The sequence below is a fragment of the Lacticaseibacillus parakribbianus genome, from assembly GCF_025490915.1.
GTDB classification, from domain to species: Bacteria; Bacillota; Bacilli; order Lactobacillales; family Lactobacillaceae; genus Lacticaseibacillus; species Lacticaseibacillus parakribbianus.
Genome location: NZ_JANQBA010000005.1, coordinates 1 through 22,508 on the forward strand (window position 1 = coordinate 1; position 22,508 = coordinate 22,508).

Annotated in this window: 16 protein-coding genes; 10 read left to right on the top strand and 6 right to left on the bottom strand. The window is 62.0% G+C overall.

Features of this window, described 5'->3' with window-relative positions:
- On the top strand, window positions 1-735 hold a 735-nt coding region (locus tag NUH19_RS05610; protein WP_262315577.1), incomplete at its 5' end, for an LPXTG cell wall anchor domain-containing protein.
- 225 nt (window positions 736-960) lie between these two features.
- Here the strand turns inward: NUH19_RS05610 and fba are convergent.
- Window positions 961-1,842: a class II fructose-1,6-bisphosphate aldolase gene (gene fba, locus NUH19_RS05615; protein WP_225048003.1), complete on the bottom strand. Its 882-nt coding sequence runs from the start codon at window positions 1,840-1,842 to the stop codon at window positions 961-963.
- A 397-nt stretch (window positions 1,843-2,239) separates the two neighbouring features.
- On the opposite strand from fba, the gene NUH19_RS05620 reads away from it, so the two are divergent.
- The 4 genes from NUH19_RS05620 (at window position 2,240) to NUH19_RS05635 (ending at window position 4,901) form a co-directional block, all read left to right on the top strand.
- Complete coding sequence (locus NUH19_RS05620; protein ID WP_262315578.1) at window positions 2,240-2,707, top strand: hypothetical protein; 468 nt, start codon at window positions 2,240-2,242, stop codon at window positions 2,705-2,707.
- A gap of 17 nt (window positions 2,708-2,724) precedes the next feature.
- Window positions 2,725-3,273, top strand: a complete 549-nt coding sequence (locus NUH19_RS05625) for a hypothetical protein (protein WP_262315579.1) — start codon at window positions 2,725-2,727, stop codon at window positions 3,271-3,273.
- A gap of 41 nt (window positions 3,274-3,314) precedes the next feature.
- Window positions 3,315-3,857, top strand: coding sequence for a hypothetical protein (locus tag NUH19_RS05630; RefSeq protein ID WP_262315580.1), 543 nt, complete (start codon window positions 3,315-3,317; stop codon window positions 3,855-3,857).
- A gap of 108 nt (window positions 3,858-3,965) precedes the next feature.
- Window positions 3,966-4,901: a LysR family transcriptional regulator gene (locus tag NUH19_RS05635; RefSeq protein WP_262315581.1), complete on the top strand. Its 936-nt coding sequence runs from the start codon at window positions 3,966-3,968 to the stop codon at window positions 4,899-4,901.
- A 236-nt stretch (window positions 4,902-5,137) separates the two neighbouring features.
- Here the strand turns inward: NUH19_RS05635 and NUH19_RS05640 are convergent, their stop codons facing one another.
- The 5 genes from NUH19_RS05640 to NUH19_RS05660 all read right to left on the bottom strand — a co-directional run bounded on the left by NUH19_RS05640 (window position 5,138) and on the right by NUH19_RS05660 (window position 13,199).
- Window positions 5,138-6,190: a class C sortase gene (locus NUH19_RS05640; protein WP_262315582.1), complete on the bottom strand. Its 1,053-nt coding sequence runs from the start codon at window positions 6,188-6,190 to the stop codon at window positions 5,138-5,140.
- A gap of 109 nt (window positions 6,191-6,299) precedes the next feature.
- Window positions 6,300-6,887: an LPXTG cell wall anchor domain-containing protein gene (locus NUH19_RS05645; RefSeq protein WP_262315583.1), complete on the bottom strand. Its 588-nt coding sequence runs from the start codon at window positions 6,885-6,887 to the stop codon at window positions 6,300-6,302.
- Entirely contained in the window at window positions 6,887-10,003 is a 3,117-nt protein-coding gene (locus NUH19_RS05650; protein ID WP_262315584.1) for a collagen binding domain-containing protein, read from the bottom strand. The genes NUH19_RS05645 and NUH19_RS05650 overlap by 1 nt, the downstream gene beginning before the upstream one ends.
- 13 nt (window positions 10,004-10,016) lie before the next feature.
- Window positions 10,017-11,045 (bottom strand): pilin N-terminal domain-containing protein, encoded by a 1,029-nt coding sequence (locus NUH19_RS05655; RefSeq protein ID WP_262315585.1) that lies wholly within the window; start codon window positions 11,043-11,045, stop codon window positions 10,017-10,019.
- Between the two features lie 996 nt (window positions 11,046-12,041).
- A complete protein-coding gene (locus NUH19_RS05660) occupies window positions 12,042-13,199 on the bottom strand; it encodes an ABC transporter ATP-binding protein (RefSeq protein WP_262315586.1) in 1,158 nt (385 codons plus the stop codon).
- Between the two features lie 144 nt (window positions 13,200-13,343).
- On the opposite strand from NUH19_RS05660, the gene NUH19_RS05665 reads away from it, so the two are divergent.
- From NUH19_RS05665 to NUH19_RS05685, 5 genes are all read left to right on the top strand, one after another.
- On the top strand, window positions 13,344-13,817 hold the full coding sequence (locus NUH19_RS05665) for an NUDIX hydrolase (RefSeq protein ID WP_262315587.1): 474 nt from the start codon (window positions 13,344-13,346) through the stop codon (window positions 13,815-13,817).
- Between the two features lie 314 nt (window positions 13,818-14,131).
- A complete protein-coding gene (locus NUH19_RS05670) occupies window positions 14,132-14,950 on the top strand; it encodes a DUF72 domain-containing protein (RefSeq protein WP_262315738.1) in 819 nt (272 codons plus the stop codon).
- Between the two features lie 13 nt (window positions 14,951-14,963).
- The gene (locus NUH19_RS05675) at window positions 14,964-15,338 is read left to right on the top strand and encodes a nucleotide pyrophosphohydrolase (RefSeq protein WP_262315588.1); all 375 of its coding nucleotides are present in this window, start codon (window positions 14,964-14,966) and stop codon (window positions 15,336-15,338) included.
- Window positions 15,339-15,667: 329 nt separating this feature from the next.
- Window positions 15,668-17,647 carry a methionine--tRNA ligase gene (metG, locus tag NUH19_RS05680; RefSeq protein ID WP_262315589.1) on the top strand — a complete coding sequence of 660 codons (1,980 nt, stop codon included), beginning with the start codon at window positions 15,668-15,670 and terminating at the stop codon, window positions 17,645-17,647.
- Window positions 17,648-17,897: 250 nt separating this feature from the next.
- Complete coding sequence (locus tag NUH19_RS05685; RefSeq protein ID WP_262315590.1) at window positions 17,898-22,421, top strand: mucin-binding protein; 4,524 nt, start codon at window positions 17,898-17,900, stop codon at window positions 22,419-22,421.
- The last annotated feature ends 87 nt before the right edge of the window (window positions 22,422-22,508 follow it).

Below are 22,508 nucleotides of genomic sequence, written 5' to 3' on the forward strand. Positions count from 1 at the left end.
ACGAACCCAGGCGGTGGCGATACCACCAACCCAGGCGGTGGCGATACCACCAACCCAGGTGGCGGCGATACCACGAACCCAGGCGGCGGCGATACGACGAACCCAGGCGGTGGTGATACCACCAACCCAGGCGGTGGCGATACGACGAACCCAGGCGGTGGTGATACGACGAACCCGGGCGGCGGTGACACGACGAACCCAGGTGGCGGCGATACGACGAACCCAGGCGGTGGCGATACCACCAACCCAGGCGGCGATACCACGAACCCAGGCGGTGGCGATACCACCAACCCGGGTGGTGGCGATACCACCAACCCAGGCGGTGGCGACACGACGAACCCAGGTGGTGGCGATACCACCAACCCAGGCGGCGGCGACACGACGAACCCAGGCGGTGGTGATACCACCAACCCAGGTGGCGGTGATACCACCAACCCAGGTGGCGGCGATACGACGACTACCCCTGGCAAGGGGACGGCGACGACGCCAACGACCGCTGTCACGGCGCCGCACCTGCCGATTACCGGCGGCAGCGACGACAACACGCCGACCGTGGCGCTGACCACCGCGACGACGGGTAAGACCGACACGGCGACTGCAACACCGACTGCTGCGACGGGCAAGGCCCTGCCGCAAACAGGCGAGCAGCGCAACACCGGCCTGGTTGCACTCGGCTTAGCGATGATGAGCGGCCTGCTGGCTCTGGCCGGCAAGCGGCGGCGCAAGCAGGACTGACGGCCAATCGCCTGAAGGGGCGAGTGGTGGAAGCTAGCGTGTGTGACCAATCACGCGCTGCGGCTGCCTGACAAGCCAAGCACAGCGACGCGAAGAGGCGGCTGCAGAATTTCTGCAGCCGCCTTTTTGGTCGCCAATTTTTGACTGGAATCTTTTGAAAGGCGGGGAAGGGCAAAAAAAAAGCCGGTCGCAGTTGCGATCGGCTTTTCGAGTTGCTGAGGTCGATTAGATCTCGGCCGGAACGAGCTTGACGGACTTGGTGCCCATCCAGCCACAGATTTCCTCGAAGGTATCCGTGATGGCCTGGGTGCCAGGTGCCAGCAGCTTGCGAGGGTCGTAACCCTTGCCCTGCTTGTCCTTGCCGGCTTCGATGTATTCGCGAGTAGCCTTGGCGAAGGCAAGCTGGCATTCGGTGTTGATGTTGAGCTTAGCAATCCCCATGGAGATGGCCTTTTCAACTTGGTCCTGAGGAATGCCGGAGCCACCGTGCAGAACAAGAGGCTGCTTGACGGCGTCAGCAATTTCCTGCAGACGGTCGAAGTGCAGACCCTTCCAGTTGTCAGGGTATGGGCCGTGGATGTTGCCGATGCCGGCAGCCAGGAAGTCGATGCCGGTTGCGGCAAGCTGCTTAGCTTCTTCAACGGAAGCCAGTTCGCCTTCACCAACAACGCCGTCTTCTTCACCGCCGATGGAACCAACTTCGGCTTCGACGGAGATGCCCTTGCTGTGAGCCAAGGCAACGATTTCCTTGGTCTTTTCGAGGTTTTCATCGAAAGGCAGGTCGTGGCCGTCGAACATTACGGAGTTGTAACCAGCCGCAATGGCTTCCTTAGCAGCTTCGTAGTTACCGTGGTCCAGGTGGATAACAACCGGAACGGTGATGTCCATGGACTTAACCGTGGCTTCGATCAGACCCTTGCACAGTTCGTAGCCGCCCATGTACTTGGCAGCGCCCATGGAAGTCTGGATCAGAACTGGAACGTTCAGCTCTTGCGCACCCTTAAGAATGGCGCGGGTCCATTCCAGGTTGTTGGTGTTGAACGCACCAATGGCGTAGTGACCTGCACGAGCAGCTTTGAACAATTCGGTGCCGTTAACTAATGGCATAAGTGTTTTTCCTCCTAAAAGATGAAAACAAATTTTTTTACTCCTCTATTCTAGCATACATTTTCAGGATTTGTCGCCTAAATTTGACCGGGCAAAACGCCGTCGCGCTGGGCCTTGATGCGACGCGGTTGGCAGCGGTTACGGCCGAATGCTAAGCCCGTTTGCAAAAACCGCGAGCCCCGACCACGACCCCGGCGCTGCGGGAACTTGCGGCGGTGCGAAGACGACCGCGGCGGTGCGAAAAATCATCGCGGCATGAAGCAGACGCAGCCACCACCACGCCTTGGGGTGGCGCGGATTGCCCGGCTGAATATTAATATCTAGATAACCAATAATGTTTAAATTTGTGCCGGCGATTCCTGTCTTGATACGATGAATTCATGGAGGTGAGTTCGCGATGACACCGAACCACATACGGCGATGGGGAATCGCCGCACTGCTTATCTTGTTAGTGACGCTGGGCGGAATCTGGCTGGCGCGTGAACCCCCAGCGCCCAAGGATGAGGCCAAGGTCGAAGCCAAGGCCGAAGACGTCGACGTCGGGGCCGATCCGGTGATGAAGCAGACGGCCAACATGATGCGTCTGCAGCAATCCCGGCAGCTGATTATCGACACGACCGCGCAAAAGGCGACGGCCCTGCGCAACTTGGCCAGCAACAAGTACAACTTGCGCTACGAGCTGTGGCAAAACAAGAAACGTCTGTACCACAGTTCGGTGATCCAACCGGGCGGCGCCGTCACCGACTACAAGGTGGCCCTGAAGAAGGGGACCCACCAGGTCGATGTTCGCGCCGTTGTGGTTCACCCCGAGACCAAAGAAGACATGAACACAATGACGATCCCCGTGACACTGATTATTCAGTAAAAGGAGACCAACAAACAATGATGAAAACCAAATTAGCAACCTTGCTGGCAACCGGGGCCTTGGCCTTGACGGCCGTGCCGCTGAGTGCGGTGGGGGCCAACCAAGGTAATGGTGTGAAACAAATTGACGTGCGAGGCACGTTGACGGCCACCGCGCCTGGCCACCTCGACATGTACTTTGACGTGGGGGCGACGGCGACGGGGTCAGTGACCAGGACTTGGGATCCTTCGGCGCAGCGGTACGAGGCTAACTTCGAAGCCTCACAGAAGCTGTATGTTCTGACGAATTTCAACCAGCCGGTGTCGACGGTGACGGCACGTGTTAACCGCATGACCACACCTTGGAAAGAGAATTTTGCGATGTACGTTGGGGAGGGTGAGACCGATGCGGCCGAAACCGCGATCACGGTATCAAAACCCGGGCGCTCGAATTGGTTGACTAGCTACAACTTCAACTTCAAGAGCGAGAAAATGCCGTTCCGCTCAGGGAATGCGGCCTATATCATCGCTGGGAATTACCGGGCGACGGTGGATTACCACATCACGGCGGAAAACGACGAGTCGTAACACCGGCAAGTGGCTGGGTGTGACAGGAAAGGAGATGGGTTATGACAATCAAGTACGGGGGCATGCTGCTGGCCGCGGCTGCCCTGGCGATGACGACCGCCCCGCTGAGCGGTGTCGGGGCCGCCACCGGCAACGGTGTTGACCAGATCAACGCGCAAGGGACGCTGACGGCCACGGCGCCTGCCATGCTGGCCATGGAATTTCCGGCCGGGGCCACCGCGACGGGGTCTCTGCACCGCACCTGGGTTCAAGGCGTCGGCACCTACGCCAACTTCACCGCGAACCAGAAGGTGAACGTGCTGGCCAATTACGCCAGCCCGGTTCTGACCGTGACCGCCACCGCGGGGCGGATGGCCACGCCTTGGAAGGCCAACTTTGCGGTTTACGTGGCGGTGTCCGGCAACACGCCGACCCAGACCACGACCAGCCAGCAGCTGGCCGGCGAGCCGAACCGCTACCGCACGTTCGACTTTGATTTCAAGAGCGAGCCGATGAAGTTTCCGACCGGCCAGACCACTGAGATCATCGCCGGCGACTACCGCGCCACCGTCGATTACCGCATCGACGCGCGAAACGCCGAGTGATCGGCGCCTGCAGTCCTTGCCCCCGGGCGAGGACTTTTTCGTGTTGACGCTTTCTTATTTCAAAATTACAATGATGTTATGTAACTTGACACGGGGGACAATGAACACATGGGGATTGCGAACGAACACACCGTGAAGATTCGGCCGGTGCTGCAAGCGGTGGCGGAGCTGGGGAGCCTGACCGCCGCGGCCAAGCACCTGCTGGTGTCGCAGCCGTACATCAGCCACCTGATTGCGGACACGGAAAAACAACTCGGGGTGCAGCTGGTCGACCGCAGCCGCAAGCCGGCGACCTTGACCTACGCTGGCCGCTTTTACCTCGACGGGCTGGACAATCTCGAGCAAAGCGCCGACAAGCTGGCCTGGCACATGGCGGCGATTGCGCAGCACCGCGAGGGCAATCTGACCGTGGGGTTCGGTGAGACTTCGACGGTGCGAGCGATCGTCGGGCTGATCGCGGCGTTCGCCCAGCGCAGCGCCGGCTACCACCTCGATGTGCATGAGAACACCTCCTGGACGGTTTTCAAGGAGATGCTCGAGGGCCAGTGCGACGCGTATTTGGGTGTCGAACCGGTGCTGCACATGCCGGTGTTCACCGACGTGTTTGCGCGTAAAACGATGGCGCTGGTCGGCCCCCGGACGACCGGGCTGCCGGCTCGCATCAACGAGCTGGCCGACCTGCGCTTTTTGACCGACCGCACCGTGGTCACCTACGACCCCGCGTCGGTGCTGGATCAGTACATGCGCCAGCTGTTCGAACGCGCCGAGGTGCCGCTTCGCTCGCAGATTCAGCTGCTCAACGTCAACACGATTCAGCAGCTGGCGGCTCGCGGCACCGCCTGGGCCCTGGTGCCGGTGGATCGGCCGCTGACCTTGAGCCCCCAGGCGGCGATCATTCCCATCGACCCGGCGCTGCTGAGCCTGCCGGTGGTCGTCGCCTGCAAGAAAGGGCACGAACACCGCCCGGAGATCCAAAGCCTGATTGCCGAGGTTCACAGCGTCGCAGCGGCGCTGACCGCGGGTGATTCGGGCGACGCAGACTGAGCCCGAAGCTACGGACACAAACAACCGGCGCCACGTCACTTCTGCCCATCGGAGAAAGTGGCGTGGCGCCGGTTTTGGTGTGTGGTCAGCCGTTCGCGGCCGGTTGTTGGCGGGGTCGGTGATGACCGTGGTCAGCGGTGCCTGGCGGCTGCGGTAGTCGCTGCGGTCAGGCGCCGTCCCGGTGCGATTAGGCGAAGGAGCGGCGGTCGGGGCCGCCGGCCAAGGTGGTCGCGCGACTACCGCACGGTCAGCGTTTGGTCTCGAATGCGCCGCACGTAGGCCCGGTGGGGACCGGAGGCGGTGTGAAAGCGGTAGGTGGCGCCGGGCAGTGTCACCCGCACGTTCCCGGCGGCGTCGGCCGTGACGTGGCGGCGCCGGCCGAACCGGCCGGTGCGAAGCTGCAGCTCGGCCGCCGGGGCCAGCCGCAGCGTCAGCGCGTAGTCTCGGCGCGTCACCATCAAAAGCCGGGCCACCCGCCAGTACAGCCACGCGAAGGCGGCAATCCCGATCGCCCAGAGCCAGGGCACAAGCCGCTTGAACCGCGAGGTGGCGGCGACCGCCTGGGCATCCGCCGCAGTGTAAGGTACCCGCTCGCCGGTCACCAAAAGGCGGTGGCTGTTGATCATGTAAGGGGTGCAGGTGATCAAAGTCACCAGATCGCGGCCGGGGACGCGCCGGAGGTACCGCACGTCGCTTGGCGCGGTGACGTGGCGTTCGCTGACGCGGTAGGCCAGCTTGCGGCCGCCGATGGTGAGGTAGAAGCGGTCGCCGCGGCGCAGCGCCGGCAAGTGGGTGAACAGCGTCGCGTTGGGGACGCCGCGGTGAGCGGAGATGACGGCGTGGGTGCCGGCGCCGCCGGTGGGGTAGCTCGAGCCGTTCAACCGGCAGGCCCCGAACTGCAGCAGCCAGTCGGTGGTTTGATCAAAAACGGGCAGATCGGCGCCGATGGCGGGGATGGTCAGCCGGGCGATGGTCTCGCTGGCCAGTCGGCGGTCGTCGCGCTTGGCGTTGGTGCCGCGGTCGGCCACCGCGGCGCTGAACCGGGCGAGCCCGGGTTGCGCGTTGGCGGCGGCCAGCTTGCGGTTTTGCGCCTGATAGTGGGCGAACTGACGCGCATCGGCTCGGGCCTTGCTGCGGGTTTCGCGTTGGGCGTAGCGGCCGAGCAGCGCTTGGTTGCGCTGGGTGACATAGGCGTCGCTGACGAAAGGGTAGGCGACGAAGCCGGTGCCGACCAGCAGGCCGATGAGCAAAAGAATATCGATGGGTCCGAGCAAGGCACGATGCGCCATGGGGGCCTCCTTTCTGTTTCGCGACCGAACGCAAACCGCCGACCGCGTGGCGGCCGGCGGTTGACGCCTGGCTGAGTGGGTCTAGTTCCTGCAACCGAACGGTCAGCGATTACGCGGCCTCGTCTGCACGGTGCCGCCGCCACTGCGCGACCGCAACGGCGAGCAGCACGACGCCACCGATCAGGGTGAGCCCGACCAGCACGGATTCGCCGGTTTGCGGCAGCCGCAAGCCACCCGGGGGCGTGGTCGGCGGCCCCGGTGCCTTCGGCGGTGGTGTATTGGACGTCGGGGGCCCGGGCAAAAGCGCCTTGGGCCAGACCTCAAGCGAGCTGGTGTCGCGAGGCATCAGACCCACCGTGGTTTGAATCCCGCCGGTCACGGTGAATTGGTAAACTGCCTGAAGGCCGAAGCGGTCGGTCGGCAGGGTCAAGGCCAGGTTGCCATCCGCACCGGTGGTCCCTGTTGCCGCCGGCCGACCGCTGGCCGGCCTTGCCGCTAGCCGCGACTGCCAGTAGACTTGCTGCTCGGGCGTGGCGGGGTGGTGCGACCAGTAGGCCTTGGTCGCATCGTAAACCCGCACGGTGTGGCCCGGCTGCCCGATGTGCAGGACGACGCTGCCGGCCTTGGCCGGTCGCGCCGGGGTCAGGCACCAGGCGGCCAGCACGGCGACCAGCGTCAACCAGATTCTGTGTGCCATCAGGCCACCTCCTTGCGCGAACGGTGCCACAGCCCCAACCCCATCGCGGCCCAAAGCAGCAGACCAAGGGCCAGCAACGCGCCTCTTTGCCAGCCGCCGGTGTGGGGCAGCAGGATGCGCGAATTTTGGACCGTGAGGGTGACGGTGGGGTGATCTTGCGTGAAAGTAAGGTCCAGTTCCCGGCCCTCGCCGGTGTATTCCGGCGCAATCTGGTAGCCGGTCGGCGCCTTGACCTCGACCAGCCGGTAGCGGCCGGCCCGGAGGTTGGCCCAACGCGCGTGGCCCGAGGCGTCGGTGGTCACCGTGCGGGTGGCATTGGTGGCGACCGCTGTCAGGGCGAATTCGGCCCCGGCCAGTTGGCTGCCGGTGGCCGCATCCTGCTTGGTTAGCTCAAGGCTACCGCTGACGCCATTGGCGGAGCCGCCGACGGTCGTCACCTGGACCTTGGTCGGCTGGTCGGTTTTGTCCTGCGTCACGCGATCGGCATCGATGCGAACCCCGTTGGTCAGCTCGGCCACCGGTGCGTCCGAGTCGATGGTGGCCGCGTAATCGATGACGTAAGGCTGCGTCAGTTCGTGCAAAAAGGTGATGGTCGTGGTGGTTTCGCCGGTCGGCCCGTCGATTTTGGCAATCGCGGTGTAGTCGCGGCCTCGGGTCAGCGGGTGTTCGTAGTCGACTTGGGTGGTGCCGTTATTGTTGTTGGCGTCATCGTACTGGAATGGGTAAATCTGAAGCGACGCGAGGTCGACGCGCTGGTTGGGGCTGGCGACGTCCGTGACCACCGCGTTTTTGAGGTGGGCATTGGCGTCGTTGACCCGCACCGACCAGTTGACCTGGGCCTGATTGCTCGAGTCTTGCTGGCCGGTTTTGGCAATAATCGTGCCGGCGTTACCGGGCCACACCGGGTTGCTGGGCAGCGTCTCGGGCTCGCCGCCATTGGTGTAGGTGGCGGTGTTCTTGTAGTTCTTCTGGGCCAGCGGATCGCTCAGCCGGGTCAAAACCACCACTTGGTACGATTGGGTCGAGCCCTCCGGCAGGTACACCGTCAGGACTTGGTTGTTACCGGTGTCGGGTTGGTCAATGGCAATGCCAGTCGTGACGGGGAGACTGTAGCTGCCGTTCGTGTCCTGGGTGAGGACCAGCGCGTCGACGAAGGTCTGATCGGCCGGAATGGCATCCGTGACAGAGGCGGCGGCCAGCCGCTGGTAGTCGGTGTTGACCGTGACCTCCCAGCGCAGCTGGCCCCGGGCCTGCAGCCAAAAGCCGTTTTTGTTGTCGGTGTTGGTGATGGTCGGCGGTGGGTTGTACTCCGCCGTGGCCGTGAGATCCGGCCCATCGACGCGGTTCACCCAGGCGGTGTTGACCGCGTCTTGGTCGTAACGGGTGGTGTAAGTCAGCCTCAGGTGAGCGTAGGTTTCGCCGTAAGCGCCGATCAAGGCGAGGTTGAACTGCGGGGTGGTGGCCGCGTGGGTCAGCTCAAAATCACGGCCGGCAACCAGCTGCTGGCCGGTATCCAGGTCGGTCAGCCGCAGCGTTGCGTCGACCAGGCTGATTGGAGCGACGTCGAGGTAGCGGTTGTCCGAGGTGCGACCGAACAGCGTGTCGGCCAGGGTGTAGTTGACCAGTTGCTGGTGTTGGGGATTCAGGTCGACTGCCCAATCCACGGTGTGGCCGGCATCATCGGCTCCCGTCTGGGTTTTGGTCAGGTTGGGGCCAGTGGCTACGTTGATAGTGCCTTCGCCGTGAGCGTGGTGGCCGTGATTGTCCTCGACGTCGTTGATCAGCTGCTGGCCGGTGCTGGGGTTGGCCACGACAACGGCGTAGGTCAGAATTAGCGGCTGGTCGATGGCTCGCAGCAGGGTGACGCGCAGCCGGGAGTCGGCGTAGTCAATCTGGTAGTCGCGGCCTTGGACCAACGGTTCCCGGGGACTGAGGTCGGTTGCCGTGTCCCAGCCGGCGAGGCTGATTCGGACATCGCCATCGCGCTGGGTGAAGGCCTGGCCGGGTCCCGGGGTATCGATTAGGGTGGTGTTGACCGGCAAAGACGTTCCGGGTTCATTGTACGTGACGGTCCAGTTGTAGCGTTCGCCGCTGCCCCCGGCGAAGACCTTCGTCAGCATTTCGTGCGGCCGGTAGTTCATGGTCACCTGGCCGCCAACGGTCGGCGGATTGGGGTCGGCCTGGCCGTCGTAATACAAGGCGGCGCGGTTTTCAATCTGCTGATAGTTGTAGGTCTGGGTGGGGTCGGCCAGGCGGGTGTGGATGGTGACCAAAAAGGCGTGGTCGGTGGCGGCGTAATTCCCTTGCAGGTAAATCTGGTGATCCGCGACGCGAAAGTCGCGCCCTTCTTCAAGCGTGGTGCCGGTGGCGTGAAGCGAGCCGTCGGGTAGCACGTCGGCGACCTGAATCGCGACGCCGGTCAGCGCCAGGCTGGCCGGCAACTGCTCGTCCAGGTGACCGTTGACCAGGTGCTTGAGTCCGGCATTGACGTTCAGTGTCCAGTCGATGTTGGCAGAAGTGCCGACCTGCTGTCCGGTCTTGGTGAGGTCTGCGACGTGAGCCGGCTTGACCGTCACCGGAACACTGACGACCTTGTCCTGACTGACCGGCACCAGAATTTCGTGGTTGCCGGTTTCATCGAAGCTCAGGCCGGTCGAGGTGAGGTGAAAATCACCGGCGAGGTCGCTTAATCCCACCGCCTCCTGAGTGAAGGTCAGCGTGACTTCGCCGCCTTGCACGGTGAAATGGCCGAGCGGCTGATCGGTTGTGCTCAGCAGATCACCATCTGCGGTGAACGGCGGCACCTCGGTCGGTAGCGTAAAGCGAAAGTAGTCGCCGGGCTGCACGAGCCCATTGGGCAAGGACCAGTGATAGGTCAGCGCCAAGTTAGAGGCGGTTGTGACAGCCGTGTCTGCGACCGGCTGGCCATCGGCATCGACAAAGGTGTGATCGACATGGTCAATAATCGTGCCATTGGTCACCAGTGGCGCCAAATCGCGGCCACCTTCCGCCGCCGCGAGCGGGACGGCCCGGGTGAGACCGCATAAGAGTCCCTGCAGCACCAGAACGAACGCCAAAACACCGGTCAGTCTTCGGCTGACATTGTGCGGAGTCATGACGCCTTCCCCGTTAGGCCCGGGCCTGGCGCTTGCGGATGCCGACCACGGTCAAAACGATCAGGACGGCCCCGATGGCCAAGAGCCCGATGATGCCGGCGCCACCGGTGTGTGGCAGAAGGCCGGTTGGCTGATCGAGAATGTCGGATTCCTTGTCATCGAAGGCGAAGTCGGTGGCATCGGCCTTCTCGTAGCCGGCCGGGGCCTTGGTTTCGACGGCCTTGAAGGTGGTGGTTGCGTCTTCCAGGCCGCTGATGCCGAACGCACCGGCCGAATCGGTCACGAACGTGGTCCCTGTGGTGGCCCAGCTGAGCTTGTAGTTTTGGGCCTCCGCGTCGATGTAGCCGGTCAGCTCGGTTTGCGCCTCGCCGTCTTCGTCGGTGACCAGCAGCTGGTTGCCTGCGGAATCTTGAATGCTGAATTCGGCGCCTTTCAGCACCTGGTTGGTCTGGCCATCCTTTTTGATGAATTTGTGGAAGTGCGTGGCGATTTTTTCGTTCTTAGGATAGACGTAGACGTTCCCATCCGCTGCCTTCTCCGCCGGCAGGCTCAGCCAAAAATCAGGCGTCTTGGAATCCGCGTAACCGGTGCGGCCGGCGGCTTCGTGGAACAGGTAGACGGCGGTGTGGTCACCGCTTTGAACGTTCAAATCTAAGGCAATCTGCCCCTGTTCGTCGGTTTTGAGCGGCGTCTTGGTGACCAAATCACTGTCGTTGAGCTTCGGCGTGAAGTTGTCCGGATCGGCCCAGTACTGGCCGGTCACGTCGTAAACCGAGAACTTGACCCCGGCAAGCGGGGTGGCGTCCCCGGCCCAATCGGCCTTGGCCTGATCCGGCGTCTGGGTGGTGCTGTGTTCGGCTGATGTCTGGCTGTCTTTGAACCCAAACTTGGTCAAAACGACATGCTGCGTGGTTGACGCAGAAGCGTCGTTGGAGTCATCCGCCTGAACCGGTTGGTGAGCGGTCAGCGCCGCCGCGAGCGGTAAAGCGAGTGCAAGCGCCCCCAGCGCCTGCCACACGTGTGTTGCCCAATTCTTCTTCATCATAGTTCCCCCTAAAAATTTTTACACATTAACGTCAGCCGTAGTCTACCATGGGCTGAAAACGAGTTCATTCACACTTTCATAGTCTCTTGATGGCCTAAGTTGTCACAAAATTATGAATATGAGTTTCAATCCATGAATGCGTCGGGGAACTAATTGGGGACAGAGTTCACAAAATCGTACCACTCAAACGGCCTGTTGCCGTGAAAACAGTCTCCGCGGTTGTTAACTGAGCAAACGTTGACTGGGTGGCGGTATTCCCAGATCACGCCAAAATAATGTCCGAATATTAGAGGTAAAGAAAGTTAAAAATATTTTTAATTCTTTTTTGCCTGTATTAGAATTTTAATTACGGGCTAATTATGTTGTCATAATCGGGCCGTAATTGTGATTGCGTGTCAAGGCCTGGTGATCGAAGCCGATTCCATCACCGTCTACCGTCATTCGTGAGATGCCCGGGCCGACCGGTCTCGCCAGCCCGACGCTACTCGGTCGCTAACCCCGCTCGGCGCCGTTCTGGTTCGTCGAGCTCCGCAAGGCACGCTGGAGCGTCCAGCTAGGGCCGGCACTTGGGGCCAAGTCCAGCCCCAAGCGCCAGCCCGACGTTACTCGGTTCGCTAACCCCGCTCGGCGCCACTCTGGTTCGTCGAGCTCTGCCGAGCAACGCGAACACGACTAGCTAGGGCCGGCACTCGGGGCCAAGCCCAGCCCCAAGCGCCAACCCTACGCTACTCGGTTCGCTAACCCCGCTCGGCGCCACTCTGGTTCGTCGAGCTCCGCAAGGCAACGCTGGAGCGTCCAGCTAGGGCCGGCACTTGGGGCCAAGTCCACCCCCAAGCGCCAGCCCGACGCTAGCCGTCCTGCTAACTGCGCCTTGCTTTGCTCTGGGCACAAGAAAAACCCCGTCCGGTGGGGCGACCGGGCGGGGTTTAAGGGGGTTGTTTGGATAATTGGTTTGGGGGTTATCACTCAGATTTGGATACTGAACCTTAGTGGTTAGGCCTTGGCCTGTTCTGCGTTCATGGCATCTTCAGCTTCCTTGGTCACGATCGCGTTGGTCGTTTCCTTGTCGAAGAAGTGTGCCTTGTTGATGTCAAAGCCCATGTCGATCTTGTCGCCAGGGTTGTGGAAGTCACGGGCATCAACGGTTGCAACGAATTCGGTGCCGTCAACGCGGGCGTACAGCTGAGAGGTCGCACCCATCAATTCGGAAACGACAACTTCGCAGTGAACGGTTGCGCCAGGCCAGGTTTCGATGAAGGCTTCTTCGGCGTGGATGTCTTCAGGACGAATCCCGAATGTGATCTCCTTGCCGTTGTAGCCGCGGTCGTTCAGAACCTTGGCACGGCCTTCAGGAATGGCCAGTTCGAGGCCTTGACCATCGGAAATCTTGCCGTCCTTGTAGGAAACGTTGAAGAAGTTCATCGCAGGGGAGCCCATGAACCCGGCAACGAACATGTTGCGAGGGTTGTCGTAAACTTCGGCAGGGGTCCCGATTTGCTGAACCTTACCAACGGACATAACAACAACACGGTCCGCCATGGTCATCGCTTCGGTCTGGTCGTGGGTAACGTAGATCGTGGTGGTGTTCAGGCGCTGGTGCAGCTTGGCGATTTCGGCACGCATGGAAACACGCAGCTTGGCATCCAAGTTGGACAGTGGTTCGTCCATCAGGAAGATTGGGGCATCACGCACGATGGCACGGCCCAGCGCAACACGCTGACGCTGACCACCGGACAGGTCGGCAGGCTTTCTTTCAAGGAATTCCTTCAGACCCAGGATGTCGGCAGCTTCGTCGACACGCTTTTTGATGTCAGCCTTGGCGTACTTACGCAGCTTCAACCCGAAGGCCATGTTATCAAAAACGGTCATGTGCGGGTACAGCGCGTAGTTCTGGAAGACCATCGCGATGTCGCGATCCTTAGGGGCAACGTCGTTCATGACCTTGCCGTCGATCTTCAGGTCGCCTTGGGTAATGTCTTCAAGGCCGGCGATCATGCGCAGGGTCGTGGACTTACCACAGCCAGAAGGGCCGACGAACACGATGAATTCCTTGTCGCGAACGTGAAGGTTGAAGTCCATAACGGCGTCTTTTTCGCCTTCCTTAGCATCAGGGTAACGCTTGTAAATGTGGTCCAGTGCGATTTCTACCATTTGACACACTCCTATCTTGATTACTATTTCAGTATAAATGTAAGCGGTTCACGTTCCCTTGCCAAAGTGAACAAAGATGCCGGCGATTTTTTGGCGGATTGACCAAAGTCGCCAATCTGGTAAACTGCAAGCGAGGTGAGAAAAATGGTTCAGAAGTTAACAGTTGTGCTGGTGGCGACCCCCGCCGGCATCGTGATGATCAACCGGCGCAAGCCGCCGTACCGCGGCCTGTGGAACGGGCTGGGCGGCAAGGTCGAGCCCGGCGAGACACCGCTTGAAGGCGCCGTTCGCGAGGTGAAAGAAGAAAGCGGCGTCGCGCTGGCGCTGGCCGACACGGTCCCGGCCGGCCTGGTACATTGGCACGTCGATGGCAAGCTCGAAGGCGACTTGTACCTTTACTACGCCCACACCAAGGCCGCGGTGGCCGCCCAAGACACCCGCGAAGGCCTGCTGGCGACGCGGCCGCTTGACTGGTTGCAGGCACCGGACAACCTCGGGCTGGTCGCCGACCTCAAGGCACTTTTGCCCCACGTGCTGGCCGGTGAGGACCTGGTCTACAACGCGTGGTTCGAGGGGCAGGACTTCAAGTGGCTCGAGATTCTGGGGCCCCGCGGGTGAGCGGCGAAGAGGCGACGCGTGGCGCCAGGTCGGAACGACCGGCCGCGGCCGGGCCAGGATCGCAACCGCAGCCGGAGCAGCCAACGGTAGCCGAGCCCAGTTCGCCATCGCAGCCGGAGCGAGCGGCAGTGGCCGAGCCCAGTTCGCCATCGCGGCCGGAGCGAGCGGCAGTAGCCGAGTCCGGTTTGCCATCGCAGCCGGAGCGAGCGGCTGTGGCCGAGCCCAGTTCGCCATCGCGGCCGGGACAGCCGGCCACAGCCAAGTCCGGTTCGCAGTCGCAACCGGCCGTTGGGCAGCCGGCGCCGCGACCCGAGATTCTGGTCGGGTTGACCGCCGTCACCGATCACCCCAGCCTGGCCGTGGGTCGCGCTTCGACGCTGCGAGAGCTAGCGGGGCATTTTCCGGTGGTCGAGATCGACTCGAGCTTCTACGCCGTGCCGAGCGTGGCGGTGGTGCAGCGCTGGCAGAGCCAAGTGCCGGCCGGTTTTCAGTTCATCGTCAAGGCGACGCAGTACATGACGCGCCACAAGGACGACCCGGGCCACGAGCTGGTGGCCGAGTTCACCGCGCTGCGTCGGGCTCTGGCGCCGCTTACGGCGGCCGGGCAGCTGGCCGCCGTGCTGTTTCAGCTGCCGCCGTACTTCGGTGTGACGCTTGAAAACGTGCGGTACCTGCGGCGAATTCGCCAGCTCTACTCGGACCTGCCTGTGGCGCTGGAGTTTCGCAACAACGGCTGGTATGCGGCCGAGTACCGCGAGCAGACCCTGAGCTTGATGCGGGAGCTGCACCTGATTCACGTGGTGGTCGATGAGCCGCAAACCGCGGCCGGCAGCGTTCCCTTAGTGCCGGTCGCGACGACGCCTGAACTGACCATTCTGCGGCTGCACGGTCGCAACGCGGCCGGTTGGCTGGAGCGGCGACCCGAGCTGCGCCACCTTCGCACCGCCTACGACTACTCGCAGGCCGAGCTCACGCAACTCGGCGCGGTTGCCGCCGGCCTGGCCTCACGCCGGGTGATCGTCAGCTTCAATAATAACGGGAATCACGACGCGGCCGGCAACGCGCAGAAGTTTTGCCGCCTGCTGGGGCTTGATTTCACCGGCCTGGGCCCCAGCCAGCTGAGTTTATTCTAATAGGAGACAAACCATGAGCAAAGACTTCCACGACCTGGACCCTGAACGCCACGGCGCCGCGCTGCGCCTGGACGCCGACTCCGCTCCGGCCATTCGCGCGACGGTGGCGGCGCTGGTCAAGGACCGCGACGAACGCGGTTGGACCCACCACCTGAAGAACCTGGCGACGGCCCTGAACGTCGAGGCCGCCGAGGTGCTTGAAATTTTCACCTGGAAGGACGTCGGCGAGCCGCTGAGTGAACAGGAGGCGGCCCATGTCGCGGAGGAGCTGGCCGACGTCTTAATCTACGTCTTCGACATGTGTGCGAAGCTCGACTTGGACCCATTGAAGCTCATTGCGGCCAAGCAGGTGATCAACGCGCCGCGCCACCGCGGCCAGCGCAGCTGAGAAGCGGCTAGCTTGCACCGGCACCCGGCCGCCAACACTTGCACGACGCGACGCGACCCGTTCCGCTGAACCCGCCGAGCTTCGCCGGCTAAACGTGCCCCGCTCGGCAACGCGGGAGCGGCTAGCTACGCACTGACGCCGAGGCATAACCCGCCTCAACGCCAGCGCTAGGCTACCCGTCCCGCTACACCCGCCGGGCTTCGACCTCTAAACAGCTCCCCAAGTGCCTTCTGTATGGTATACTGATACCAGTTTAGGCACTTTTTTGGCTCGCGGCACGTCGCGGGTACCCTAAAATAATTCAAGTCGCTGCAGGAGGCACATTAACCATGTCAAAACCAACGTTCTACGTGACGACGCCGATCTACTACCCAAGCGGTAAGCTACACATCGGCAACGCGTACTCGACCATCGCCGCGGATGTCATCGCGCGTTACAAGCGCCTGATGGGCTACGACGTCTTTTTCCTGACCGGAACCGATGAGCACGGGCTGAAAATCGAGCAGAAGGCCGACAAGCTGGGCATCACCCCGCAGGCCTACGTCGACGGCATGGTGTCGCAGATCAAGGCGCTGTGGAAAATGCTCGAGATCACTAACGACAAGTTCATCCGCACCACTGATGAGGAACACGTCAAGGCCGTCCAGAAAATCGTCGAACGCCTGATTAAGCAGGGTGATGTTTACCTAGGTGAATACACCGGCTGGTACTCGGTGGAAGACGAGGAGTACTTCACCGAGCCGCAGCTGGCCGAGGTTTACCGCGACCAAGACGGCAAGGTGATCGGCGGCAAGGCGCCGTCCGGCCACGAGGTGCAGCTGGTCAAGGAGGAGTCGTACTTCTTCCGCATGAGCAAGTACACCGACCGGCTCGTGCAGTTTTACGCCGACCACCCCGACTTCATTCAGCCGGCCTCGCGCAAAAACGAGATGCTGAACAACTTCATCAAGCCAGGTCTGGAAGACCTGGCGATGAGTCGCACCAGCTTCAACTGGGGCGTTCCGGTGCCGGAGAACCCGAAGCACGTGGTTTACGTGTGGGTCGACGCGCTGCTCAACTACATCACGGCGCTGGGCTACGGCTCCGACAACCACGACCTGTTCGATAAGTACTGGCCGGCCGACCTGCAGCTGATCGGCAAGGAAATCGTGCGGTTCCACACCATTTACTGGCCGATCATCCTGATGGCCCTGGGGCTGCCGATTCCCAAGAAGATTTACGGCCACGGCTGGCTGGTGATGAAGGACGGCAAGATGAGCAAGTCCAAGGGTAACGCCATCTACCCGGAGATGCTGGTCGAGCGTTACGGCCTGGATGCGCTGCGCTACTACCTGATGCGGGCGATTCCGTTCGGCAACGACGGCATTTTCACGCCAGAGGACTTCGTCGACAAGATTAACTTTGACCTGGCCAACGACTTAGGCAACCTGCTGAACCGGACCATCGCGATGATCAACAAGTACGTCGGCGGCGTGTTGCCTGACCTGAGCCAGGTCTCGGCCACCCCGTTCGACGCCGACCTCGAGGCCACCGCGGCTTCGAGCATCGCGGCTTACCACGAAAAAATGGCCGCGCTTCAGTTCTCCGACGCGATGGACGCGACCTGGAAGCTGATTGCCCGGGCCAACAAGTACATCGACGAAACCGAGCCGTGGAACCTGGCCAAGGATCCGGCCAAGGCCTCAGAGCTGGCCAGCGTCATGGGTCACCTGGCCGAAAGCCTGCGCCTGATTGCGCTGTTGATCCAGCCGGTCATGACCCACGCCCCGAAGCAGATTTTCGGCCAGCTCGGCCTGGATTCCGCCATCGCCGCCCAGGAGACCCTCGAATGGGGTCACCTGCCGGCCGGCACCAAGATTGTCGAGAAGGGGACGCCGATTTTCCCACGGCTCGACGCCGCGGAGGAAGTCGCCTACATCAAGTCCCAGATGCAGCCGCCTAAGAAGCAGGCGACCGTCGACCCGGCGACCCGCAAGGACGAAATCGAGTTCGGCGCCTTCGACAAGTCGGAGATTCGCGTCGCCGAGATTCTGAACGTCGAAAAGGTGAAAGGCGCCGACAAGCTGCTGAAGTTCACGCTGGACGCCGGTGACGAAGGTACCCGCCAGATTCTCTCCGGTATCGCCAAGTACTACCCGCACTTTTCGGAGTTGAAGGGCAAGAAGGTCATGGCCGTCGTCAACCTCAAGCCGCGCAAGCTGCGCGGTGAGATGAGCGAGGGGATGCTGCTGTCGGCCGAGGACAGCGAAGGCCACATCACCCTGCTGACCGTCGCCGATGACCTGGAGAACGGCAGCCTGATCGGCTAACTGAACACAGACACGGCAAGCCACCGCAGATTGCGGTGGCTTTTTTGTGCCGTTCCTAAAATATATTTGTCGATATAAATGGACGAGACGATAAATACGCCTTTTGACGAATAAATTCGAACAAATGAATCAATTATTATTTACAAATTGTGATGTTTTTCCCGAGCAATCGCATGCTAAAATTTTTCTGATATAGGCAATGGTGTTAATCGTTAGGACGGGCAGCGACGAGGATTTGGGAGGCACACGAATGGCAAAGTATGAGCAAGGCAGGGCAAAGATGATGGCGGCCACGGCGCAGCGCCGGCTGCACTTCAAGCTGTACAAGGCAGGTGGCCAGTGGGTCATCGCCGGCATCGCGGCGGTGACGCTGGGGCTGGCCGTCGGCGGTCGGCCGGTGCAGGCCGCGGCGACCACCGACACAACTGGAACCGTGGTGGCGACCGCCGGGGAAGACGGCAGTGGGGCCGCGTCTCGGACTGCCAGCGCCGAGGGCAGCGCAGCGGCGGCGCCGACCGCGACAACCGTAACCGGTACCGGAATCGAAACCGAAACCACTACGAAGGCGACCGGAACGCCAAGCAAAACCCTACGTGCAACGGCGAGCGTGAGTGGCACCGCCACCGCGGCAGCCACCGCCGCGGCAGGCACCACCCCCGCAGGCACCGCCACGGTAGCTACCACCCCCGCAGGCGACGCCGCGGTGGCTGCCACGACCACTGTTGCGGCGTCCACGGCAGACGTGACCGCAACCGCCGAGCCGAGTGATCCGCCGGCCGACTCGGCGCAGTCCTACCGCGTCGAGTACGTGAACGTGACCAAGGACACCGGCAATAACCAGGTTCTGGCGACCGTCGAGGGCAACGCGGCGGAGGGGCCTTACCAGGTCGACCTGAAGGCGGCCGGCCTGGACCCGCAGAAGTATGAGCTGGCCGATGCGCAGCCGACCAGCCTGCCAGTCGCGGCAGCTGGTACGTACCAGGTTCAGGTGCAGGACAAGACCGTGGTGCTTGAGGAACCGCTGGTGGTCACCACCACGATTCACTACGTGGCGGCCGAGGCGGGGGACAATTTCTCCGATTACGATTTCGTGGCAGCAGGCGGGTTCAGCAAGCTTGCGGATCACCCAGTGGTGGCCGAATCCGCCGTCGTGACCCAATCGTTCACGGTCACCTGGGACCTGGCCAGAGACGAAGGGGTGTGGTACGAACCCGAGGCACTTTTCCCGGCCGTTACGTCGCCGACGGTTGAGGGGATGGTCCCGGCCGTGGCGACCTACCCAACGGGCGACCTACGGATGGGCGGCCACAACTACGCGACGGGGGACATGGACATCTACGTGCCGTACCACCGCGTTGGGGAAAAAGAGGCGCTCACCTACGCTGCCCCGACCATTGACCCGGAGGACGCGGCGGCAGGCATCGTCAAGTACCACTTCGTTGACCTTGATAATGGCGGTGACGAGGTCGCCACTTACAGCGGCCACGCGACGGGCTTTTCCAGCCGCCCGGACATGCTGACTTCTGGGTCCGACGGAGTGAGCATGGGCGGCGTAATTGCGGAGCTGGCGGCGCTTTACGACTACGACCCGGCCGGCTTTGCGGCGGAAGGCGGCAAGGCCAACGGGCTGAACGAGGACGGCACCGCCGCGCAAGGCGAGGTGATCGATTCGGCGGTGGCCGCCGGCAGCCAGATCACCATCGAGCTGCGGCACCGGCACGAAACAGGAAGCGTGCTTTTCACGCAGGTTGTCCATTTTAAAGATGCGGATGGCAACACCGTCGCCGACGACCAAAAGTGGAACCTGGGCTGGGACACGGACACCGACCTGGTTCGTGAGTTCGGGGCCAAGCGGCATAACCGCCCGTATGCGCCGACCTACACCCCGATGGGCGAGACGGGGCAAGGGGTGCGGCCCATCCAGCAAATTGCCGGCATGATCTCGACCATCGATGGCGTAGCGACGACCGAGCTGGCCGCCGTTTCCTACCTCGATGAGAACGGTGTCCCACACGATGCACCGGAAGTCACGGTGGTTTACGACAACCATCCCTACACGATCGAATTCGTCACCACCAACGACCGCGGTCACCAGGTGGTTGAGGGCAAGCCGTATCTGGGCCAAGCCAAGGACGGCACCTACCAGATCGACTTGGCCGATGCCGGGCTGGACCCGGCGAAGTACGAGCTGAGCGATCCGACCACCACCAGCATCGCGGTGGCGGCCGATCAGACCTACCAGATTGAGGTCAAGCACCGGACGCAAATCCTGACGGACGAGCCGTTGGTGACGCACAGACCGGTTCGCTACGTCCGGGCCGACGATGAGAACGTTGAGGTCGCACCGGGCTTTGTGATTGACCAGACCTACTTCAAGGAAATCGACCTGGTGACCGGCAACGTGGTGATGTACCACGTGCAAAATCACTTTTTGGACCGGCCGAATCCGCAGATCGCCGGCATGGTGGCGGAGCGACCGAATCTCTCGGAAATTGATGTTCAGGACGCGGACACGAGCTGGGCGCCGTCGGAGAATCAACCGCCGATTGTCGTCCGGTACGACGCGCAGCCTTACACCATCGAGTTCGTCTTTGACAACGGGGCAGGCGTAACGGCACCGGTGGGGACCGCACACCTTGGTTCCGCCATTTTCGACGAGGGGACTTACAAGATTGACTTGGCTGACGGCGGTCTGGACACCAGCGTGTACCAGCTGGTCGATCCCGACACCACCAGCATTGACGTGGCGGCGGGTCAGACGTACCAGGTGATGGTCCAGCACCCAACGGCACTTCAGCCGGACAAGGCCATCACGACGCACCGGATCATTCACTACCAACGGGCGGATACGCATGAAAAACTTCTGGATGACCGGGAGATTACCTTCACCTACATTCCGGAAGTCGATTTGATCGGCGGCTGGATCCTGAAGTGGCACCGCCAGGCGGATTTGCCAGATGTCACCTCGCCGGTCATTGCGGGTTACACTGCAGACGTTCCTGCGCTGAACTTGATGGAGCTGAATTCCGAAACCATTAGTATGCAGCCGATTCTGATCCAACCAGAGGTCACGGTGACCTACACCCCGGATGTGCAAAAAGCATCGGTCTACTTCGTGGGCGTTGGCGGCCGACCGCTGGTTCCGGCCATGCAGATTGAAGGCACCAGCGGCAGCGCGATTACCCATACCCAGTTCGTCGCCACCATCCAAAAGCTGATCAGCGACGGCTACAACTTGGTCGCCGACGGCACGGTTGGCGCGACCTTCGACAAGGACGCGGCCACCGATCAGTACTTTGTCGTCAAGTTCGAGGCCGTGGCGCCGATTGCCGGCATGCCAGGCGGCGGTGTTCACGCCTACCAAAAAATCCAGGTCCCGGACGTTGCGCCAAGCGTGACCGAGGACGGTTACTACAACAACCTGACGCCAGGGGAGCCGGCCGGTGGGATCCACGTCTACCAGAAGACCCAGGTGCCGGACGTTGCGCCGAGCGTGACCGAGGACGGTTACTACAACAACCTGACGCCAGGGGAGCCGGCGGATGGTATCCACGTCTACCAGAAAACGCAGGTGCCGGACGTCGCGCCAAGCGTGACCGAGGACGGTTACTACAACAACCTGACGCCAGGGGAGCCGGCGGGTGGCATTCGTGTCTACCAGAAAACGCAGGTGCCGGACGTCGCGCCAAGCGTGACCGAGGCCGACTACTACAACAATCTGACCCCAGGCAAGCTGGCGGGTGGCATTCACGTTTACCAGAAAACGCAGGTACCGGACCTCGCACCAACGGTGACGGCCGAGGACTACTACAATAATCTGACCCCAGGTGAGCTCGACGCAGGTGTCCGGGTTCGCAACCAGGTACCGGACGTCGCCCCGAGTGTGACCGAGGACGGTTACTACAACAATCTGACGCCAGGAGAGCCGGCGGATGGTATCCATGTTTACCGAAAAACTCAGGTACCAGATGTTGCGCCGAGTGTGACCGAGGACGGTTACTACAACAATCTGACCCCAGGAGAGCCGGCAGGTGGTATCCATGTTTACCGAAAGACTCAGGTGCCAGATGTTGCGCCGAGCGTGACCGAGGAAGGCTACTACAATAATCTGACGCCGGGTGAGCTCGACGAAGGCGTTCGGGTTCGCAACCAGGTGCCGGATGTTGCGCCATCGGTGACAGCCGAGGACTACTACGACAATCTGACACCAGGTGAGCTCGACGCAGGCGTTCGGGTTCGCAATCAGGTACCAGACGTTGCGCCGAGCGTGACCGAGGCCGACTACTACAACAATCTGACACTAGGGGAGCTCGACGAAGGCATTCGGGTTCGCAACCAGGTACCGGACGTTGCGCCGAGCGTGACCGAGGCCGACTACTACAACAACCTGACGCCGGGTGAACTCGACGAAGGGGTTCGGGTTCGCAACCAGGTGCCGGACGTCGCACCAAGCGTGACGAAGGCCGCCTACTACGATCACCGCACCACCACGCCGGCGGTGACGGCGCTGACCCCGGGCAAGCAGCCGACCACCGGCGCCGGGACGGCGACCTCGACCACCCCGACCAGCCTGCCGGTGACCGGACCGCGGCACGGCGCGACGACCGCTGCCGCACTGGCACCGACCGCGGCGGCTGCGGCTCAAACAACAGGGCAGCTGCCGCAAACCGGCGAAACCACCCGCGGCGCATTGGCGCTGGCTGGCGTTGGACTTTTGAGCCTTTTGGGACTGGCCACGCTGGCTGAACGCAAACGGCTGGCCGGCAAGCGGTAGCCGACGATGAATTGTCCACGTCGGCGGGTTGTTGGCGCCGACGGCCGAGGCCGGAACCACCAGTTTTGAACCGAGTAACGCGGTGCG